The organism is Bradyrhizobium sp. USDA 3364 (assembly GCF_054056355.1).
Map to the genome: position 1 here is coordinate 7694555 of NZ_JBSRYG010000002.1, position 17518 is coordinate 7712072.

At 64.5% G+C, this 17518-nt stretch carries 17 protein-coding genes; 4 read left to right on the plus strand and 13 right to left on the minus strand.

The window, feature by feature from the left end:
• Positions 1–332: 332 nt before the first annotated feature.
• Both ACVILL_RS36275 and ACVILL_RS36280 read left to right on the plus strand, forming a co-directional pair.
• Positions 333–1592 (plus strand): MFS transporter, encoded by a 1260-nt coding sequence (locus tag ACVILL_RS36275; protein WP_456733414.1) that lies wholly within the window; start codon positions 333–335, stop codon positions 1590–1592.
• Positions 1593–1625: 33 nt separating this feature from the next.
• Positions 1626–3353 carry a protein kinase domain-containing protein gene (locus ACVILL_RS36280; RefSeq protein ID WP_456733415.1) on the plus strand — a complete coding sequence of 576 codons (1728 nt, stop codon included), beginning with the start codon at positions 1626–1628 and terminating at the stop codon, positions 3351–3353.
• A gap of 287 nt (positions 3354–3640) precedes the next feature.
• On the opposite strand, the gene ACVILL_RS36285 is transcribed toward ACVILL_RS36280, so the two are convergent.
• The 5 genes from ACVILL_RS36285 to ACVILL_RS36305 form a co-directional block, all read right to left on the minus strand.
• Positions 3641–4270, minus strand: coding sequence for a hypothetical protein (locus ACVILL_RS36285; RefSeq protein ID WP_456733416.1), 630 nt, complete (start codon positions 4268–4270; stop codon positions 3641–3643).
• Positions 4267–4806, minus strand: coding sequence for a c-type cytochrome (locus ACVILL_RS36290; RefSeq protein WP_456733417.1), 540 nt, complete (start codon positions 4804–4806; stop codon positions 4267–4269). Before ACVILL_RS36290 ends, ACVILL_RS36285 begins: the two co-directional genes overlap by 4 nt.
• Before the next feature lie 69 nt (positions 4807–4875).
• On the minus strand, positions 4876–6648 hold the full coding sequence (locus ACVILL_RS36295) for a PQQ-dependent dehydrogenase, methanol/ethanol family (RefSeq protein WP_456733418.1): 1773 nt from the start codon (positions 6646–6648) through the stop codon (positions 4876–4878).
• A 133-nt stretch (positions 6649–6781) separates the two neighbouring features.
• Complete coding sequence (locus tag ACVILL_RS36300) at positions 6782–7267, minus strand: copper chaperone PCu(A)C (RefSeq protein WP_456733419.1); 486 nt, start codon at positions 7265–7267, stop codon at positions 6782–6784.
• Positions 7268–7740: 473 nt separating this feature from the next.
• The gene (locus tag ACVILL_RS36305; RefSeq protein WP_456733420.1) at positions 7741–8448 is read right to left on the minus strand and encodes an NUDIX hydrolase; all 708 of its coding nucleotides are present in this window, start codon (positions 8446–8448) and stop codon (positions 7741–7743) included.
• 182 nt (positions 8449–8630) lie between these two features.
• On the opposite strand from ACVILL_RS36305, the gene ACVILL_RS36310 reads away from it, so the two are divergent.
• Complete coding sequence (locus ACVILL_RS36310) at positions 8631–9677, plus strand: SPFH domain-containing protein (RefSeq protein WP_456733421.1); 1047 nt, start codon at positions 8631–8633, stop codon at positions 9675–9677.
• Entirely contained in the window at positions 9661–10596 is a 936-nt protein-coding gene (locus tag ACVILL_RS36315) for a sugar kinase (protein WP_456733422.1), read from the plus strand. The genes ACVILL_RS36310 and ACVILL_RS36315 overlap by 17 nt, the downstream gene beginning before the upstream one ends.
• Positions 10597–10602: 6 nt before the next feature.
• On the opposite strand, the gene ACVILL_RS36320 is transcribed toward ACVILL_RS36315, so the two are convergent.
• From ACVILL_RS36320 to ACVILL_RS36355, 8 genes are all read right to left on the minus strand, one after another.
• Positions 10603–10785: a hypothetical protein gene (locus ACVILL_RS36320; RefSeq protein WP_076858305.1), complete on the minus strand. Its 183-nt coding sequence runs from the start codon at positions 10783–10785 to the stop codon at positions 10603–10605.
• Positions 10786–10882: 97 nt separating this feature from the next.
• The gene (locus tag ACVILL_RS36325) at positions 10883–11338 is read right to left on the minus strand and encodes a cupin domain-containing protein (RefSeq protein WP_456733423.1); all 456 of its coding nucleotides are present in this window, start codon (positions 11336–11338) and stop codon (positions 10883–10885) included.
• A gap of 77 nt (positions 11339–11415) precedes the next feature.
• Positions 11416–11931, minus strand: coding sequence for an N-acetyltransferase family protein (locus ACVILL_RS36330; protein ID WP_456733424.1), 516 nt, complete (start codon positions 11929–11931; stop codon positions 11416–11418).
• A 188-nt stretch (positions 11932–12119) separates the two neighbouring features.
• Positions 12120–12368: a hypothetical protein gene (locus ACVILL_RS36335; protein ID WP_456733425.1), complete on the minus strand. Its 249-nt coding sequence runs from the start codon at positions 12366–12368 to the stop codon at positions 12120–12122.
• Between the two features lie 279 nt (positions 12369–12647).
• Positions 12648–13544 carry a 2-hydroxy-3-oxopropionate reductase gene (locus ACVILL_RS36340; RefSeq protein ID WP_456733426.1) on the minus strand — a complete coding sequence of 299 codons (897 nt, stop codon included), beginning with the start codon at positions 13542–13544 and terminating at the stop codon, positions 12648–12650.
• Positions 13545–13693: 149 nt separating this feature from the next.
• On the minus strand, positions 13694–14479 hold the full coding sequence (hyi, locus tag ACVILL_RS36345; RefSeq protein WP_456733427.1) for a hydroxypyruvate isomerase: 786 nt from the start codon (positions 14477–14479) through the stop codon (positions 13694–13696).
• 40 nt (positions 14480–14519) lie between these two features.
• The gene (gene gcl, locus ACVILL_RS36350; protein ID WP_456733428.1) at positions 14520–16307 is read right to left on the minus strand and encodes a glyoxylate carboligase; all 1788 of its coding nucleotides are present in this window, start codon (positions 16305–16307) and stop codon (positions 14520–14522) included.
• A 178-nt stretch (positions 16308–16485) separates the two neighbouring features.
• Positions 16486–17337 carry an IclR family transcriptional regulator gene (locus ACVILL_RS36355; protein ID WP_456733429.1) on the minus strand — a complete coding sequence of 284 codons (852 nt, stop codon included), beginning with the start codon at positions 17335–17337 and terminating at the stop codon, positions 16486–16488.
• Positions 17338–17518 lie beyond the last annotated feature (181 nt).

The following is a 17518-nucleotide window of genomic DNA, read 5'->3' on the forward strand; positions in this document are numbered from 1 at the left end:
ACGATCGCGAACCCGCTGTCGACGCGTAACCGCGCGCTGATGGCGCATCGCACAAGAAAGCATCAGCGTGCGCGTTTGCGCGCCGCCGCCTGCTGCAAGCCACGCCAATTCCGATCGCCGAACACGGCTCGCGATCTCGCGGCAACGTCTTGCGACTGCAAGGCAAAGCGACGCGATCGATTCGATGGCACGCAAATTGCTGACCTGACTTCTTGTCGGAGTGCGTCTCAACGACGAGCGCGCTCACACATTCACCCACATTCGATTTATCTGCGCCCGAGATCGTCGCACTTCAGCGGCTGCCTCCGTCGCATCAACGCGAGACGCTTGCGATGAAGCTAGCCGAGTTCAAGAAGGCAGGTCACTGGCCGACACTGCTTGCCGCGTTCCTCTACTTCGACATCAGCTTCATGGCGTGGGTCGCGCTCGGGCCGCTGATCGTCTACATCGCGCGCGACATGAACCTGGCCGTGAACGAGAAGTTCACCCTGGTCGCCATTCCCGTGCTCGCAGGCGCGCTGTTGCGCGTGCCGATGGGCATTCTCGCCGACCTCATCGGCGCCAAGCGCACCGGCATCATCGCCCAGCTCGTCGTGATCGCGGCAACCGCGGCGGTGTGGCATTTCGGACTGACCAGCAAGCTCGCGATCGAACTGTTCGGGCTGGCGCTCGGTGTCGGCGGCGCTTCGTTCGCGGTCGCCCTGCCCCAAGCGAGCCGCTGGTACCCGCCGCAATATCAGGGCGTGGTGATGGGCATCGCCGGTGCCGGCAATATGGGCGTCGTGCTCGACACGCTGCTGGCGCCCACGATTGCCGAGCATTGGGGCTGGCAGGCCGTGTTCGGATGCCTGCTGATTCCGATGCTGATGGTGCTTGCCTATTATGCGTTCGCGGCCAAGGACGCACCGGGCGAGCGCAAGCCGATTTCGCTGAAAGCCTACGGCGCGCTGCTGAGGGATTCCGACAGCCGATGGTTCATGTTCTTCTACTTCATCACCTTCGGCGGCTTCGTCGGCCTCGCCAACGCGCTGCCGCTCTATTTCACGGTGCAGTATCATGTCTCGGGCGTCGCGGCCGGCATGCTGGTCGCGCTGATCGTGGCATTCGGCTCGGGATTCCGCCCGGTCGGCGGCATGATCGCCGATCGCATCGGCGGCATCCGTTCGCTCTCGATCCTGTTCGGCGTCGTCGTCGCCGCCTATGTCGTGATCGCCTTCATGCCCGAAGGACCGGCGGCGGCGACGCCGGGCGGCTGGGCGCTGACTGAGCTGCCGCACATCGCGTGGGTCTCGGTGCTGCTGTTCTCGATCGGCGTGCTGGCGCTCGGCATGGGCAACGGCGCGGTGTTCCAGCTGATCCCGCTGCGCTTCCGCCACGAGATCGGCCTGATGACCGGGCTGGTCGGCTGCGCCGGCGGCATCGGCGGCTTCTTCCTCGCCCAGACGCTCGGCTATGCCAAGGGCATGACCGGCGGCTTCGGCGCCGGCTTCCTGTTCTTCGGCGCGCTGGCGTTGCTTGGCTTCATCGGACTTGCCATGGTCAAGGTCCGCTGGCGCACCACCTGGGGCGCGGTGTCGGGAGCGCGCGTCTGACGGCCCGCTCCCTCGGGAGAGGATAGCTCGGACGTGGCGAACGGCGCGCAACGGCATTTGCAGCGGGACCTGCAAAGGGATCTGGGCGTTCGCTTAGGCTTCGCCAGCGAGACCGGCAAGCGCGCCGCCAATGAGGATTATGTCGCGGCCTGTCTGGGCCAGCCGGGCACGCTTCGCCGCGATGTCGTGGCCGCGGTCGCCGACGGCGTCGGCGGCCACAAGGGCGGACGCGAGGCCGCGGAGGTCGCGGTCCGCAGCTTCATCGACGCCTATTATTCGCTGCCCGAGACTCTCGGCGTACGCCGCCGCGCCGCGCGGGCACTGGAAGCCGCCAACAGCTGGATCTACGGTCAGGGCCGCGTCGATGCCGCGCGCAGCGGCATGGCCTGCGCTTTCTCCTCGATCATCCTGTCGCGGCGGCAGTGTCATGTGATTCATATCGGCGACACCCGCGCCTACCGCCTGAGCGACGGTCGGCTGGAACGCCTGACGCAGGATCATATCGCCGGCCGCGGCGACCTCGCCCACATGCTGAGCCGCGCCATCGGTTTCGAGGAGTTCGCCCGCTTCGACTATACGTCCGTCGGACTCCGGCAACATGATCGTCTCCTGATCTGCAGCGACGGCGTTCATGGCGCGCTCGGCGATTCCCGGCTTCAGCAATTGCTGGAAGAGCGCACGCCGCCCGACGAATCGGCGCGCAGCATCGTCGAGGGCGCACTGGCTGCCGGCAGCAGCGACAACACGACCGCGCTGGTGCTCGACGTCGTCGACCTGCCCCCGGCGGATCGCGACGATCTTACGCACGCGATCGCGACGCTGCCGATCCTCGACCTGCCGCAGAGCGGCGACACGGTCGACGATTTCGCGCTCGGCGACGTGCTGTCGGACGGACGCTACAGCCGCCTGTTCAAGGCTGTCGATGAGCGCGCCGGCCGCGAGGTCGTGCTGAAATTTCCGCATCCGCGGGTCGCCAGCGAGGGCTCCTACCGCCTCGCCTTCGTCCGCGAGGCCTGGGTTGCCGCGCGCGTGCGCAGCCTGTGGATCGGCGAGATCATCGAGGTGCCGGCGGAGCGGCAGACCAGGCTCTATTCGGCCATGCCGCTCTACGAGGGCGAAACGCTGGAGCAGCGGCTCAACCGCGCGCCGCGGCTGTCGCTCACCGAGGGAATCGCGATCGCAACCAAGCTGGTGCGCGCGGTCACGGCGCTGCATCGCGCCGGCATCATCCATCGCGATATCAAGCCGGACAACGTGATCCTCCTGAAGGACGGCGGATTGCGGCTGGTCGACCTCGGCGTCGCGCGCGTGCCGCTCTTGGAGGATTTTCCCGCCGAGGACATTCCGGGCACCGCGAGCTACATGGCGCCGGAGCTATTCGGCGGCAAGGCCGGCGATGAGGCCTCCGACCTGTTCGCGCTCGGCGTCACCGTCTACCGCATGTTCACCGCGAACTATCCGTTCGGCGAGATCGAGCCGTTCTCGCGGCCGCGCTTCGGCAAGCCCGCACCGCTATCACGCTACCGGCCGGACCTGCCGGCCTGGCTCGATGCCGTGATCGGCAAGGCGCTCAGCGTCGAGCCCGCGCAACGCTATGGCGACGCCATCGAGTTCGCGCACGAGCTGGAGAACGGCGCGACCTGGGCCGGCCCCGCCGTCACCACCCGCAAATCGCTGCACGACCGCGATCCCGTGACCTTCTGGAAAGTGCTGTGCGCGATCCTGACTTTGGTCATCGTGGTGCTGCTGGCGCGGCACTGATCCAGTCCTACGTCACAGCGCCGCAAGCTCCTCATGGTGAGGAGCGCGGAACGCGCATCTCTGTACGATGCTTCGCATCACCAGGCGAACCATGAGGCTCGTCCGTGGCCTACATCCTTTGAGACGCCTGCTACGCAGGATGAGCCGCTACATCAACGTCATTGCGAGCGAAGCGAAGCAATCCATCGCTCCGCAAGCGGAGAAATGGATTGCTTCGTCGCCGCTATCGCTCCTCGCAATGACGACAGTGCGAACCGTCACGGTGTCTCAGGATGAGGGAGACGGTTTCACGACCCGGCGCGGCGGATCGTGATCCGGCTCTCGTCGGTGAAATCCTTGAGCTCCTTGTTCGGCTCGCGGTAGAGATGACGCTCGATCTCGACGGTCCGGCCGTCGGTGGTCTTGCTGCACTTCTCGTCGACGAAGACGCCGCCCACTTCCTGCTTGCCGCCGCTTGGCTTCGCCTCCGAGCAGGTCCAGCCGTCCTCGCCATAGCGCGACTTCGCCTGCAGGCCGAGCAGGAACGCCTTCTTGCGCAGATAGAGCCGCGCCTTCGGGTCGGTCTCGATCGTCAGCGCAGCGATCCTGGCGTCCTTGTCGATCATCACGGTCAGGATCGCCGGATGGCCGGCGACCATGGTGCCCTCCCGCGCGGTCTCGCGATCATATTCAAAGCGGATGCCGCGCAGCCGGTCCGGACCTTCCGGGCAGTTCGGCCACTGCGCCCAGTCAGCCAATCTGTGGGTGGTCTTCTCTCCGGCGCAGGTCAGGTTGATGTATCCGGCGTCCGGGACTTTGCTGATTTCCATTCCGACATCGATGTCGCGCAGGTCGCCCGCCGTCGCCATCGCCGGCACGGCGGCCGTGACGGTGGCGGCAAAAACCAGTCCACGGATTGCCGATCTGTGCTTGCTCATGGCTTCTTCTCGCTCTGGTCGGAGGGCGCGGCGGCGTGGCCGGCCTCCTTGTAGATGTTGCAGACACGCGAGCCGTCGCCGAAGAAGGCGATGCACTCGTCATAGTTCGGCTCACCCTTGCCCTTGACATGGGCGAGCACGTAATCGGCGACGGACTCGATCTCATTCGGCCGCAGGAACACATTGGCCTCGGGCGGCATGCGCTCCGCGACGTCCTGCCGGGTCATCTCATAGCATTTCGTGGTGTCGTAGGAGCCGCGCACGAAGAACGGCATGCCGGTGCCCGGCCGCCCGCACGTCACGGTCTCGATGATCTGCTCGCGCGTCAGCTCGGTCTTGCGCAGCGACAGCGCGTCGCCGCCATAGCCGCCGCCGCCATTGCCGTGCCATTTGTGGCAACCGACGCAATTGCCGCGCTTGAACACCGCCTTGCCCGCATCGGTCGGATCGCTCGCCGACTGCGCCTGCGCCGTACCGATAAATCCCGTCACGAGCGCGCAGCCGAGCCACGCGCCAACCAGCCAGTTGTGCTTCATTTGCTTTTGTTTCTCTGAACCAAGAATTGCGCGGGAGGCCCCTCACCGAAGCCTCCCGCGCGTGCGACGTCAAAGGGCGAACACGTAGAGCATCGAGCCCGGCTGCATCCGCTTCAGCTCGGGCGTGGCATCGATGAACCACTTGTCCCAGGCACCGCCGAGGCCGACCAGGATCGCGACATACTGCTTGCCGTCCACCGAGAACGTCATCGGGGGCGCGTTGACGCCACCGCCCGTGTTGAACTGCCAGAGCTGCTGCAGCGATTTCGCGTCATAGGCGATCACCTCGCCGGACGGCTGTCCGGAGAACACGAGGTCCGGCGTCGCCAGGATGCCGCCGAGGTTCGGGAATTGCGTCTCCGCCTTCCCAGCCACCTTGCCGGTGGTGACATCGATCGCGGTCACGCTGCCGGTGATCTTGACGTTCTGGCTCGGTCCGCCGCCCGTCCAGAACTCACGTGCTTTCAGCTTCTCCTTCTGCGACTCCTCGACCTTGATATGGTTGCAGCTCTCGATCACCGGAATGTACCAGAGCTTCAGGTTCGGATTGTACGCAGTCGGCGGCCAGTTCTTGCCGCCCATGTTGCCGGGGCAGATGTCCGTTTCCTTGTTGGTGCGGCTCGGCGTGACCGAGGCGTTGTACTTCTGCACACCCTGCTTCGGATCATACTCCACCGGCTTGCCGGACTCGGGATCGAGCCCCTTGGTCCAGGTCACCTTCTTGACGAAGGGCAGCCCCCAGATGAACTTGCCGCTGTTGCGGTCGACCGCATAGGCAAAGCCGTTGCGGTCGGCTTCGAGCGCGAGCTTCAGCGTCGTGTTGTTCGGACCGGGGACGTCGACCAGCACGTTCTCCGCAACGCTGTCATAGTCGTACGGGTCGTTCGGCGTGTGCTGGTAGTGCCACTTGATCTTGCCGGTGTCGGCATCGAGACCAAGCGAGCTATCGGTGTAGAGATTGTCGCCGGGACGATATTCGTTGTCCCAGTCCGGACCGGGATTGCCGACGCCCCAGACGATGGTGTTGGTCGAGGGGTCGAAGCTGCCGGTGACCCAGGTCGATCCACCGCCGCTCGCCTTGGCGTTCTTGTCGTCCTTCCAGGTCTCGTGGCCCGGCTCGTCCTTGCCCGGGATGGTGTGGGTACGCCACACTTCCTTCTGGCTCTTCAGGTCGGTCGCGGCGATCCAGCCGCGAATGCCGTATTCGGCGCCCGCCACGCCCGAGATCGCCATGTCCTTGACGATCAACGGCGCGCCGGTGATCACCTCACCCTTGTCGGGATCGGCGACCTGACGCTGCCAGGCGACCTGCCCGGTCTCCTTGTTGGTCGCGATCAGGCGGCCGTCGAGCGTGTGCGAGACGACGAGATTGCCCCACAACGCGACGCCGCGGTTGTCGACGCCGCAGCAGGCGACCGCGCCGGCCCAGTCGTGGTCGGTCTTGGGATCCATCTTCCAGACCAGCACGCCTTTGCCGCCATGTGCATCGATCTTGTAGACCGATCCCCAGCCGTCGGTGACGTACATGAATCCGTTCTCGACGATCGGAGTTCCCTCCAGGCCGCCATGCGCCCAGATGCCGCCGCCCTCGACGCCGCCCAGATGCATGGTCCAGGCGACCTTGAGGTTCTTGACGTTGTCCTTGTTGATGTCGGTCAGCGACGAGAAGCGGGTCGCCGAATAGTTCTTGTGATGGTGCAACCAGTTGCCCGCTTCCTTGTCAGCATTGAGCAGACGGTCCTGGTTGACATCGTCCGCAAGCGCGAACGAGCCAGCGAAGGTCGCAGCGGATGCTACTGCCGCCGCGAGCATATGGAATTTTACCCAATTCAACCTTGTCATAGATGCATTTCCTCCGGATCTAGCATTCTTCATTGATCGAACCGCCCGTCACATACGGGCAGTCTCGCGAGAAGCCTTGAGTCCCGGCGCATGGCTGTGCCATCCGCCGCCTTCCTTAGTCACTCGTCTTGGGTCACTTCTGGACCTGTACCTCCGTCTCGATGGTGCCAGCTTTCTGAAAAACGACCGCGCATTTGAACGTCTCGCCGGGCGTGAGCGCCTGACGCAACTGCAGCAGCATGACGTGATAGCCGTCGCGCTTGAGTTCGAGTGTTCCCTTGGCCGGGACTGGTATATTGGATATCGAGCGCATCGCGGGCGCGCCTTCGCCGCGATCGACGATGTGACGTTCGGAAAAATTCGCGACCGGGCAGCGGACGCGGAGCAGCGCATCGGCGCTGTCGGCCTCGTTCCTGATCGTCATCATCAACGGAAGGTCCCCGCCCGCTGTGTCGACCGCCGGTACGCGCGCATCCACGATCTGCAAGGATTCGTTCGCGACGGCGTTGTGCATCACTCCGAACGCGCCGATCAGGCAGAATAATGGCAACGCGATCCAAGATCTGCACTTAACGGTCCGGCACGCAACGGCGCAATGCAACTCCCGCTCGAACGGCATCAAGTTCTCTCCCAACGTGATTTTTGCAGCATTGTTTCACGCTTCATCGTGCGCTGCCAGCAATACATCGAGAACGCTGCATCAATGCAGTTTCGGCACGCATGGCGGCCATGCTGCCTTCTTGTGCATGAGCGCTCTCGATAAGCCAGCGCGACGCAGCACATGCCGCACTGCGTCAGGTGATCGGCACCGCAGCGATCGACGCCATCACATCCGTTTCGGGTGGCGCAACGTCGGCACAATTCTTCCGGATCGATGCAGGCGGCGAGAATGATCTCCTCCGAATCGAGGGCGCGCCCGAGCCCGCCGCGCAATCCGTATCAATATGTTTCACTCGGAATTGCCGCTAACGCCGGCGGCGCCCGCGACTCTATTATGGTGGAGGAGACATCGCGCGTGGCGGCGATCGATTCTAGTGCGGCGGCAGCCGCTCCGACGTCGCGATGCCCGCCTTCGATCTGTTGGAGTGACGCTCATCCCGGCGGGTTGAACGTCCGCGCAAAGAACACCGGCGCCTTGGCCTTCTTCAACCGGTAGAGCTGCGCAGGCCGGTTCGGCCCCTTGCGCATCCTGGCAACCGGCTCGATCAGGTCGGCGGTAAGCATGCGGGTGCGGAACGCGCTCTTCTCCAGCGGACGATCGAGCACGATCTCAAAAGTCCGCTGCAATTCCGGCAGCGTGAATTCCGGCGGCATCAGATAGGCCGGCAGCGAGGTGTATTCGACCTTGCTGCGCAGTCGCTGCACCGCCGCCTGCAAAATCTCGGCATGGTCGAAGGCAAGCTTCGGCCGCACCCTCTCGCCCTCGACGGAGAACCATTGCGCATCCGAGGCCAGCGCGCCGCCGGCGGCATGCTCGGGCAGCAATGCGAAGTAGGCATGCGTCGCAGACCAGCCGCGCGGGTCCCGCGTGGCACTGCCCCAGCTGCCGAGCTGTTCGAGATAGGGACTGACCACGCCGGTCTTGTCCTTCAGCTTGCGCGCCGCGCAGGCTTCGAGGTCGCGGTCACCGGCGATGTCGACGAAGCCGCCGGGCAACGCCCAAGCCCCTGGAAACGGCTCGATTTCGGTCCTCGGGCGTTGAACCAGCAGGACCTGGAGCGCGTCTGACCTGATGGCGAAGATGACGACGTCCACCGTCGTCAGCGGCCGCGGAAAGTCGAGTTCAGGTTTCTCGGGCATGCTCTCGCCGCTCCCTTAGGGCTTCTGGTCATGACGCGTTTTCTTCACGCGAACCGGTGTCCAGTTCGCTCGAAATCGCTCTGATGCGTGAACCTGCTCACGCCCCGGCTTGACAATAGCATACTTAGTTGTACAGTCCAACTAATTTAGTTGTTCAGACACACTTATTAAGGAGTACCGTCATGTTTGGCCTTCGCTTCATCAAGGCCCAGCCGACCACCTATCTGATGAAATACCGCGGCGGAGCGGTGACCAAGCAGGGCGCCGGCCTGTCCGGCTTCTATTATGGCCCGGTCACCTCGTGGGTCGCGGTCCCGATCGGCAGCCGCGATGCCGCCTTCATCTTCCAGCAGATCGCGCGCGACTTTCAGGCGCTGACCATCCAGGGCCATGTCACCTACCGGATCAGCGAGCCGCAGAAGGCCGCCGCGATGCTGAACTTCACGCTCAAGGCGGACGGCAAGAGCTACGAGTCCGACGACCCGGAAAAGCTGCCGCAGAGGATCCTGGCGACCGTCGAGGTGCTGGCGCAGCAGGCGGTGAAGGAGCTGACCTTGAAGGAAGCCTTGCAGGCCTCCGACTGCATTGCCGGCCTGATCGAGGGCGGGCTACGCGGTCGCGCCGATATCGCTTCCCTCGGCCTCGAAATCCTCGGCGTCTCGATCCGCGGCGTCAAGCCGACGCCCGACACCGCCAAGGCGCTGGAGGCCGAGGCGCGCGAGGCGATCCTCAAGAGCGCGGACGAAGCGATCTTCGCGCGGCGCAACTTTGCCGTGGAGCAGGAACGCGCCATCCGCGAGAGCGAGCTCGACACCGAGATCGCGGTCGAGCAGAAGAAGCGCTCGATCCGGGAGACCCAGATGGACGCCGAAGCGAGCGTCGCGGCCAAGCAGGCCGAGCTGCGCGAGGCCGGCATGGTCGCCGACATCACGCTGGAGAGCAAGCGCAAGGATTTCGTCGGCCTCAACGCCGAGAACACCCGCACGCTCGCGGACGCCGAGGCCTATCGGGTCGGCGCGCTGATGAAGATCTTCGAGGGCGTCGACACCCGCGTGATCCAGGCGCTGGCGTCTGCGGGCATGCAGCCGGGACAACTGATCGCGCAGGCCTTCAGCGGCATCGCCGAAAAGGCCGAGAAGATCGGCCAGCTCAACGTCTCGCCGGACCTGCTCAACACGCTCTTGGACAAGCCCGCCGCCGTGGAGGCTCCCCGTGCCCGCCGACAATGACCGCAAGATCGTCCTCGTCACCCGCAAGACGCGGCTCGAGGAATTGATCGCGAAATACCTGACGGCGGCGCAGGCGCGCTTCTATGTCGAGCATCTCGGCGCCGACTTCTCCGACTACCAGCGCGAGCACGATGTCTACCAGGTCGAGCGCCACGTCACCGTGCAAGCGCTGGAGCAATGGGGCCGCTACCAGATCATCGATCGGAGCTTTCTGCCGAACTTCATCTTCGGCCCCTCCGACATCGTGGTGGCGCTCGGCCAGGACGGCGTCGTCGCCAATACGATGAAGTATCTCGACGGCCATCCGCTGATCGGGCTCAATCCCGATGCCAAGCGTTATGACGGCATCCTCTTGCCCTTCGTGCCGCGCGACCTCCCTGCCCTGCTGCGCGAGGTCGCTTCCGACAGGCGCGGCCACAAGGCGGTGACGATGGCGAAAGCCGAGCTCACCAACAGCCAGGTGCTCTATGCAGTCAACGACCTCTTCATCGGCGCACGCACGCATACGTCTGCCGTCTACGAGATCGCGCTGGCCGGGCAGAAGGAACGGCAGTCCTCGAGCGGCCTGATCGTCGCGACCGGCCTCGGCTCGACCGCCTGGTTCAAGAGCATCGTCACCGGTTCGCTCGCGATCGCCGGCGCCTTCGGCGGCGGCAGCGACGGCCCGCCCTATCTGCCGCAGGCGTGGGACGCCGGCGCGCTGCGCTTTGCGGTGCGCGAGCCGTTTCCGAGCCGCACCTCGCAAGTCACGCTGGTCTGCGGCAGCCTCGCGCGCGCCGAGCGCCTCAGCGTGCGCTCGCTGATGCCGGAGAACGGCGTGATCTTCAGCGACGGCATCGAGGCCGACCGGCTCGATTTCAATTCGGGGACGGAAGCCCAGATCACGGTCGCGGATCGCGAGGGGCGGCTGGTGGTGTGAAGCCGCTCACTGCGGCACCGGGTGCAGCCGCGCCAGCTGGTCGAGCGACAAGGTGGCCTCGCGGTCGCTCAATGGAAAACGGACAATGATGTCCTGACGTGCGACCTGCCCCCACAGCGCGTCCGACGACCATTTCTGCGGCTCGGGTCCGCGTGGACCGTCAATCCAGATGAAATACCATTCCGTCATAGCACGCGACCAAAGCTCCCTTACCGAAACATTGGTCCTTCGCCGGCCAATCCGCAACGCCGATTTCGCGCCGGCGCGGCTGCCTGCGGTCCGGACTCTACTCGTAGGGCCTGCCGTCCTTGTGCAGGAAGCGGCCGTCCGAGCTCGGGCTCATCATGTCGATGTCCGAGCAGGTGATGACATCGGCGCGCGAGCGCGAGCCGATCTCGAGATAGATCGCCGTCATCTGCGACCGGTTGATCATGTGATGCCCGTTGCCGGTATTCTTTGGGAAGGCCGCGCAATCGCCGGCGCGCAGCAGCGTCTCGCCGCCGTCCTCCACCAGCACCACCTCGCCCGCGAGGACATAGACGAACTCGTCCTCGTCCGAATGCCAGTGGCGCTGGCTCGACCAGTTGCCGGTCGGCAGCCGCATCAGGTTGACGCCGAAGTCGGCGAGCCCGCCGGCATCGCCGAGACGCTGCCGCACCCGCTCGGCACACACTGCCGCGAATTCAGCCGGATAGCCGGTCCCCTTGCGTTCCGGCACCTTTGTCAGATCGAGCTTCGGCATGGCGTTTCCCCGGGGCGGTGGCAGCAGGCCGACGCGCTATCGCAACGGCACGCCGGAATTGTGTCACGGCAGCGCAGTCAGCCGCGCCCGACCAGATCCTTCGCCATCAGGATGTCGTCATAGTAGCGGCCGTCGATCTTCAGCGCGTGCTTCTCCAGCCCGTACGCGACAAAGCCCATGCTCTGGTAGAGCCTGAAGGCCGGCTCGTTGCCTTTCACGACGATGAGCTGCACCAGCTCGACCGTTTGCGCGGCAAGTTCAAGCGCGGCTTCGACCAGAACGCGGCCGACACCGGCACGCCGCGCCTGCTGCCGCACATACATCCCGACCAGCGCGCCCTTGTGCTGCCGCTTCGGTCCCTGCTCCGCGATGAAGCCGACAATGCCTGCAAGGCCGCCGCCCCGAAACGCTCCAAGCATCACGGTGCCGCCCGCGAGCCGTGCCGCAAACCATTCGACGGGGTGCGCGCTCTCCGTCTCATAGGCACTGCCGAACGCCTCGGGGCTCAAGCGCAGCGCCTCGAGCCGGATGTCGCGATAGAGCGCAGCGTCGGCAGGCAGCAGGCGGCGGATCTCGATGGAAGGCGCGTTCATCGCGTGGCTCATTTCCGTGGCGGCAGCCGACGGCGGCTACTTATAAGTCCGGAACGGGATGAGGCGCCTCACACGCGTCACATGTCAACATCCGCTCGATGGCTCCGCGCGACCGCATCAACGCAGCAGAAAGAGAAAGGGCCCCGCCGACGCGGGGCCCATCTGCCGTGCCAGATACACACCGGGCATTAATCGTCATCGTCCCAGTGATGGCGGCGGATCACAAACCCACGATCGTAGTCGCGGTCACGGTGGTACCAGCCGTGATGCCAGCCGCGGTCATGCTCGTAGAACCGCACGCGCGGTCCGTCGTAGCGGTCGCCGTAATAGCCTCGGTCGCCGCCGACATAAACGCCAATACCAGCAGCATTCGCGATGGTCGGGGCACCGATGGCAAGCGTCGCAACCGCTGCCAGAGCGTAAGTCAGCTTCTTCATCTGTTCCTCCTTGCATCGTTGATGCAGGGGTTAACGACTGCCAATTCGCGATGTTGCAGGAACTCGACGGAAACTTTCCTGAAGGGACGTTCAGATTCGGCCAGACCGGTGGGCTATAGGCTTGACGGGTTCGAAGGTTGCCCCGGGAACCATCCCCTCCAGCCGGGCTGGCGTAGCCACGCAGGCGCGCTCCGTTGCCTTCCATGTCTACTTGGTCTGTTTCCGTTGGACGACAGACCGATCTCAGGGTTGCCGATCTGAAAGGCGGTCGGGCGAGTGCTACCGAGGTTCGGGCTGCCGCACCTCGTGGTTCGCCATCACCTCCAGCGCGCGCAACAGGGCCGAATGGTCCCAGGCCTTGCCGCCCATGGCGGTGCAGGCATTGAACAATTGCTGGGCTGCGGCGGTGCCCGGCAGGGCCAGACCAAGTGCTCGCGCGCCTTCCAGCGCGAGGTTGAGATCCTTCTGATGCAGCTCGATGCGAAAGCCCGGCTCGAAATTGCGCTTCAGGATCCGCTCGCCGTGCACTTCGAGAATTCGGGACGCGGCAAAGCCGCCCATCAAGGCCTGGCGCACCTGCGCAGGGTCGGCGCCGGCCTTGGAGGCAAACAGCAGGGCCTCGCTCACCGCCTCGATGGTGAGCGCCACGATGATCTGGTTCGCGACCTTGGTGGTTTGACCGTCGCCATTGCCGCCCACCAGCGTGATGTTCTTGCCCATTCGCTCGAACAGGGGCTTCATCGTGTTGAACGCCCGCTCGCTGCCGCCGACCATGATGGTCAGGCTTGCCGCCCGTGCGCCGACCTCGCCGCCCGACACCGGCGCGTCGAGATAGTCGGCCCCCAGCTCCTCGATCTTCCGCGCGAACTCCTTGGTCGCCAGCGGTGAGATCGAGCTCATATCGACCACGATCATTCCCTTGGAAAGCCCCTCCGCGACGCCATCCCGGCCGAACAGCACGGCTTCCACATGCGGCGTATCCGGCACCATGATGATGACAGCATCGGATTCCTGCGCGACCTGCTTGGCCGACTTGCAGGCGACGGCCCCCTCCGCGATCAGCTCCGGCGGAAGCGGTGCGATGTCGTGCAGGAACAGGCCGTAACCGGCAGCCAGGATATGGCCGGCCATCGGGCGTCCCATGATGCCCAGCCCGATGAATCCAATGTTTTTCATTGTTGTCGCTCCCGTCTGCTCGATCATGATGCGTTTCCACGGAATCGCATCATGATCTCATCTCTTTGTTTGGGCATGATCTCCGCGCAAACGCTTCGCGTTTGTCGCGAGGGAAAACCGGTTTCCACTTTTCCGGATCATGCTCTAGCTCAGGTCTCGAAGATATGCGCGGCGTGCCAGCCGAGACCCTCGACCGTGGTGGTCCGCGGCTTGTATTCGCATCCGATCCAACCGCGATATCCGATGCTGTCAAGATGCTTGAACAAATAGGAATAGTTGATCTCTCCGGTTCCGGGCTCGTGCCGGCCCGGGTTATCGGCGAGCTGGATATGCGCGATCCGATCGAGGTGCCTCTGCACGGTTCGTGCGAGATCGCCCTCCATGATCTGCATGTGATAGATGTCGTATTGAACGAACAGATTGGGTGAGCCCACCTCGGCGATCAGCTGCACTGCCTGCTCCGTCCGGTTCAGGAAGAAGCCGGGAATATCCAGCGTGTTGATCGGTTCGATCAGGAGCTTGATGCCATGCTGGGCGAGCGCGCTCGCGGCGAAGCGCAGATTCGACACCAGGACTTCGTGCAGCTCGGCCGCATCGGACCCGGACGGCGCGATACCGACCAGGCAATTCAGCTGCCGGCAATCCAGCGCCTTGGCGTAATCGATCGCGCGTACGACGCCGTCGCGAAATTCGTCGACCCGATCGCGCAGGATCGCGATGCCCCGCTCGCCGGCGCCCCAGTTGCCGGCCGGCAGATTGTGCAGCACCTGGGTCAAGCCGTGCCGCGTCAGCTCTTCCCGCAGCATGGCCTTGTCGTGGTCGTAGGGAAACAGATACTCGACGGCGCCGAAGCCGGCGGCCTTGGCGGCCGCGAAGCGCTCGCGGAACGGCAGTTCGTTGAAGAGCATGGTGAGGTTGGCGGCAAATTGAGGCACGTCCGTTGTCTCCGCTTTGGGGCAGCGCTGAAGGGTTGCGTCAGGCCGGCAGCAGCGTGCCGGATCGCGGCGCGCTCGGCACCTCATCGAGCGGAAGATCAAGCACCTCCTCGAACTCGACGATATTGTCGATCTCGGTTCCCATCGCGATATTGGTGACCCGTTCGAGAATGAATTCCACCACGACAGGCACCCGATGCCTGGCCATCAACTCGCGCGCGGTCGCGAATGCGGCCTGCGCATCGTTCGGGTCGGTGACCCTGATCGCCTTGCAGCCCAATCCCTCGGCGACCGTGACATGGTCGACACCGTAGACGCCGATCTCCGGCGCGTTGATGTTCTCGAACGACAATTGGACGTGATAGTCCATGTCGAAGCCGCGCTGCGCCTGCCGGATCAGCCCAAGGTAGGAATTGTTCACGACGACATGGATGTAGGGCAGATTGAATTGTGCCCCGACCGCCAGCTCCTCGATCAGGAACTGGAAATCATAATCGCCGGAGAGCGCGACGATCTCGCGCTCCGGATCGGCAGCGCGCACGCCGAGCGCGGCCGGCAGCGTCCAACCGAGCGGGCCGGCCTGCCCCGCATTGATCCAGTTGCGCGGACGATGGACGTTCAGGAACTGAGCACCGGCGATCTGCGACAACCCGATCACGGTCACGTAGCAGGTGTCGCGGCCGAACGCCTTGTTCATTTCCTCGTAGACGCGCTGCGGCTTGATCGGGATGTTGTCGTAGTGGCTCTTGCGCAGCATCGAGCGCTTGCGGTCACGGCAGGAGGCGGGCCAGGCCTGACGGTCGCGCAGCCTGCCCGTCTTGCGCCACTCCCTGGCAGTGCTCACGAACAATTCCAGCGCAGCCTTGGCATCCGACACGATGCCGAGGTCGGGATTGAAGACGCGCCCGATCTGGGTCGGCTCGATGTCGACGTGCACGAACTTGCGGCCCTTCGTATAGGTCTCGATCGAGCCGGTGTGCCGGTTCGCCCATCGGTTGCCGATGCCGAGCACGAAGTCGGACTGGAGCATCGTGGCGTTGGCGTAGCGGTGGCTGGTCTGCAGGCCAACCATGCCCGCCATCAACGGGTGATCGTCGGGGATGACGCCCCACCCCATCAGCGTCGGGACCACGGGAACGTTGACCGCCTCCGCGAAGGCGACCAGGAGCTCGGATGCATCGGCGTTGATCACGCCGCCGCCGGCCACGATCAGCGGCCGCTCGGCGGCGTTGAGCATCTCGAGCGCCCGTTCGATCTGCTTGACGGTCGCCGTCGGCTTGTAGACCGGCAATGACGAATAGACCTCGTCGTCGAACTCGATCTCGGCCAGTTGCACGTCGAGCGGAAGATCGATCAGCACCGGTCCCGGCCGTCCCGACCGCATGATGTGAAAGGCCTGGCTGAACACGCGCGGCACCAGCGCAGGCTCGCGCACCGTGACGGCCCATTTCGTCACCGGCTTTGCGATTGCCTCGATGTCGACGGCCTGAAAGTCTTCCTTGTAGAGCCGCGCCCGCGGCGCCTGCCCGGTGATGCAAAGGATCGGGATCGAGTCGGCGATGGCCGAATAGAGACCGGTGATCATGTCGGTGCCGGCGGGCCCCGAGGTGCCGATGCACACGCCGATATTGCCCGCCGCCGCCCTGGTATAGCCTTCCGCCATGTGCGAGGCGCCTTCGACATGCCGGGCCAGGATGTGGCGGATCGAGCCGCGCTGCTTCAGCGCTGAGTAAAGCGGGTTGATCGCGGCGCCGGGAACGCCGAAGGCGCAGGTGATCCCTTCCCGCTCGAGAATTCGTACCGCTGCATCCACTGCTCGCATCTTCATTCGACGACCCCGCTTCGTTACGAGTTGGCGTAAGGGGATCATCGAGCCCGTGCGCATCGATCTCAACGCAAACGATTCTATTTTCCACGCTATGGCAGCGCTCGGGACTTCCTTCGCGTCTTCAAACGATTAGCGCCGACGCGACGATGGAAATCGCAGCGATGGGAAACCGCAGGCGTCACGCCTGTTCCGGCCGCGCGTCGCGGCTTCCGCGCAATTCGGCCGTCAACTCGGCAGCGACCTGGTGCACGATTGCGCCGATCTCGGGCAAGCGCTCATCCGTCAGCCTGGCCGCCGTGCCTGATACCGAGATTGCCGCGAACGGCTCGCTGCAATCGTTGAAGACGACCGCGGCGACGCAACGCAGGCCGAGCCGCGCCTCCTCGTCATCCAGCGCGTAGCCCTGGCGCCGCACGATGCCCAACTCCCTGAACAGTTCACCGGGCCGCACGATCGACCTCTCCGTCAGGCGCGGCATGCCCTGCCGCCGGATGATCGCGTTGACGTCATCGTCGGAATAAGCGGCCAGCACCGCCTTGCCCAATCCCGACGCGATCATCGCGACGCGTCCGCCGACCTTGGTCAGCGAACGCATGATCTCCCGGCTCTCGATGCGGGACACCACAATGATGGACTCGTCGTCGACGACGGCGAAGTTGGCCGTTTCCTTGGTCTGGTCACGCAGCTTGCGCAGATAGGGCAACGCCTGGGCCGCGCAATTCCGCCGGCGCGTGAACGTCGAGCCGACCACGAAGCTTTGCGCGCCGATGTGCCATTTCGATTCCTCGCGATCGAATTGCACGAACCGGCGGTTCTCGAGTGTCGTCAGCAAGCGATGAACGGTCGACGGCGACAGGCCCGTGCGGATCGCAAGGTCGGTGAGCCGGTAGCCCTCGTCGTCTTCCGCAAGTGTCTCGATGATCTGCAACGCACGGTCGACGGATTGCACGCCGCCGTCTCGCGCATCCTGTCCCAGCTGGGCGCGAGAGCCGGGATCGCTCGGCTTGTGCTGGACCAGCTCTCTCTTCATGACGACCTGCCTTGTGCGATTGCGGTTCGGAGCTCACTACAGCACACGATGCGCAGCAATTACAGTGGTATATGGCATACCAATTAGCACGGGAGTCAAGCTGCTGAACCCGCCGATAGGTCAGCAATAGTGCCGCATAATATCGATATCTGGCATGATTTTCTGTTTGACAATCTGGGAT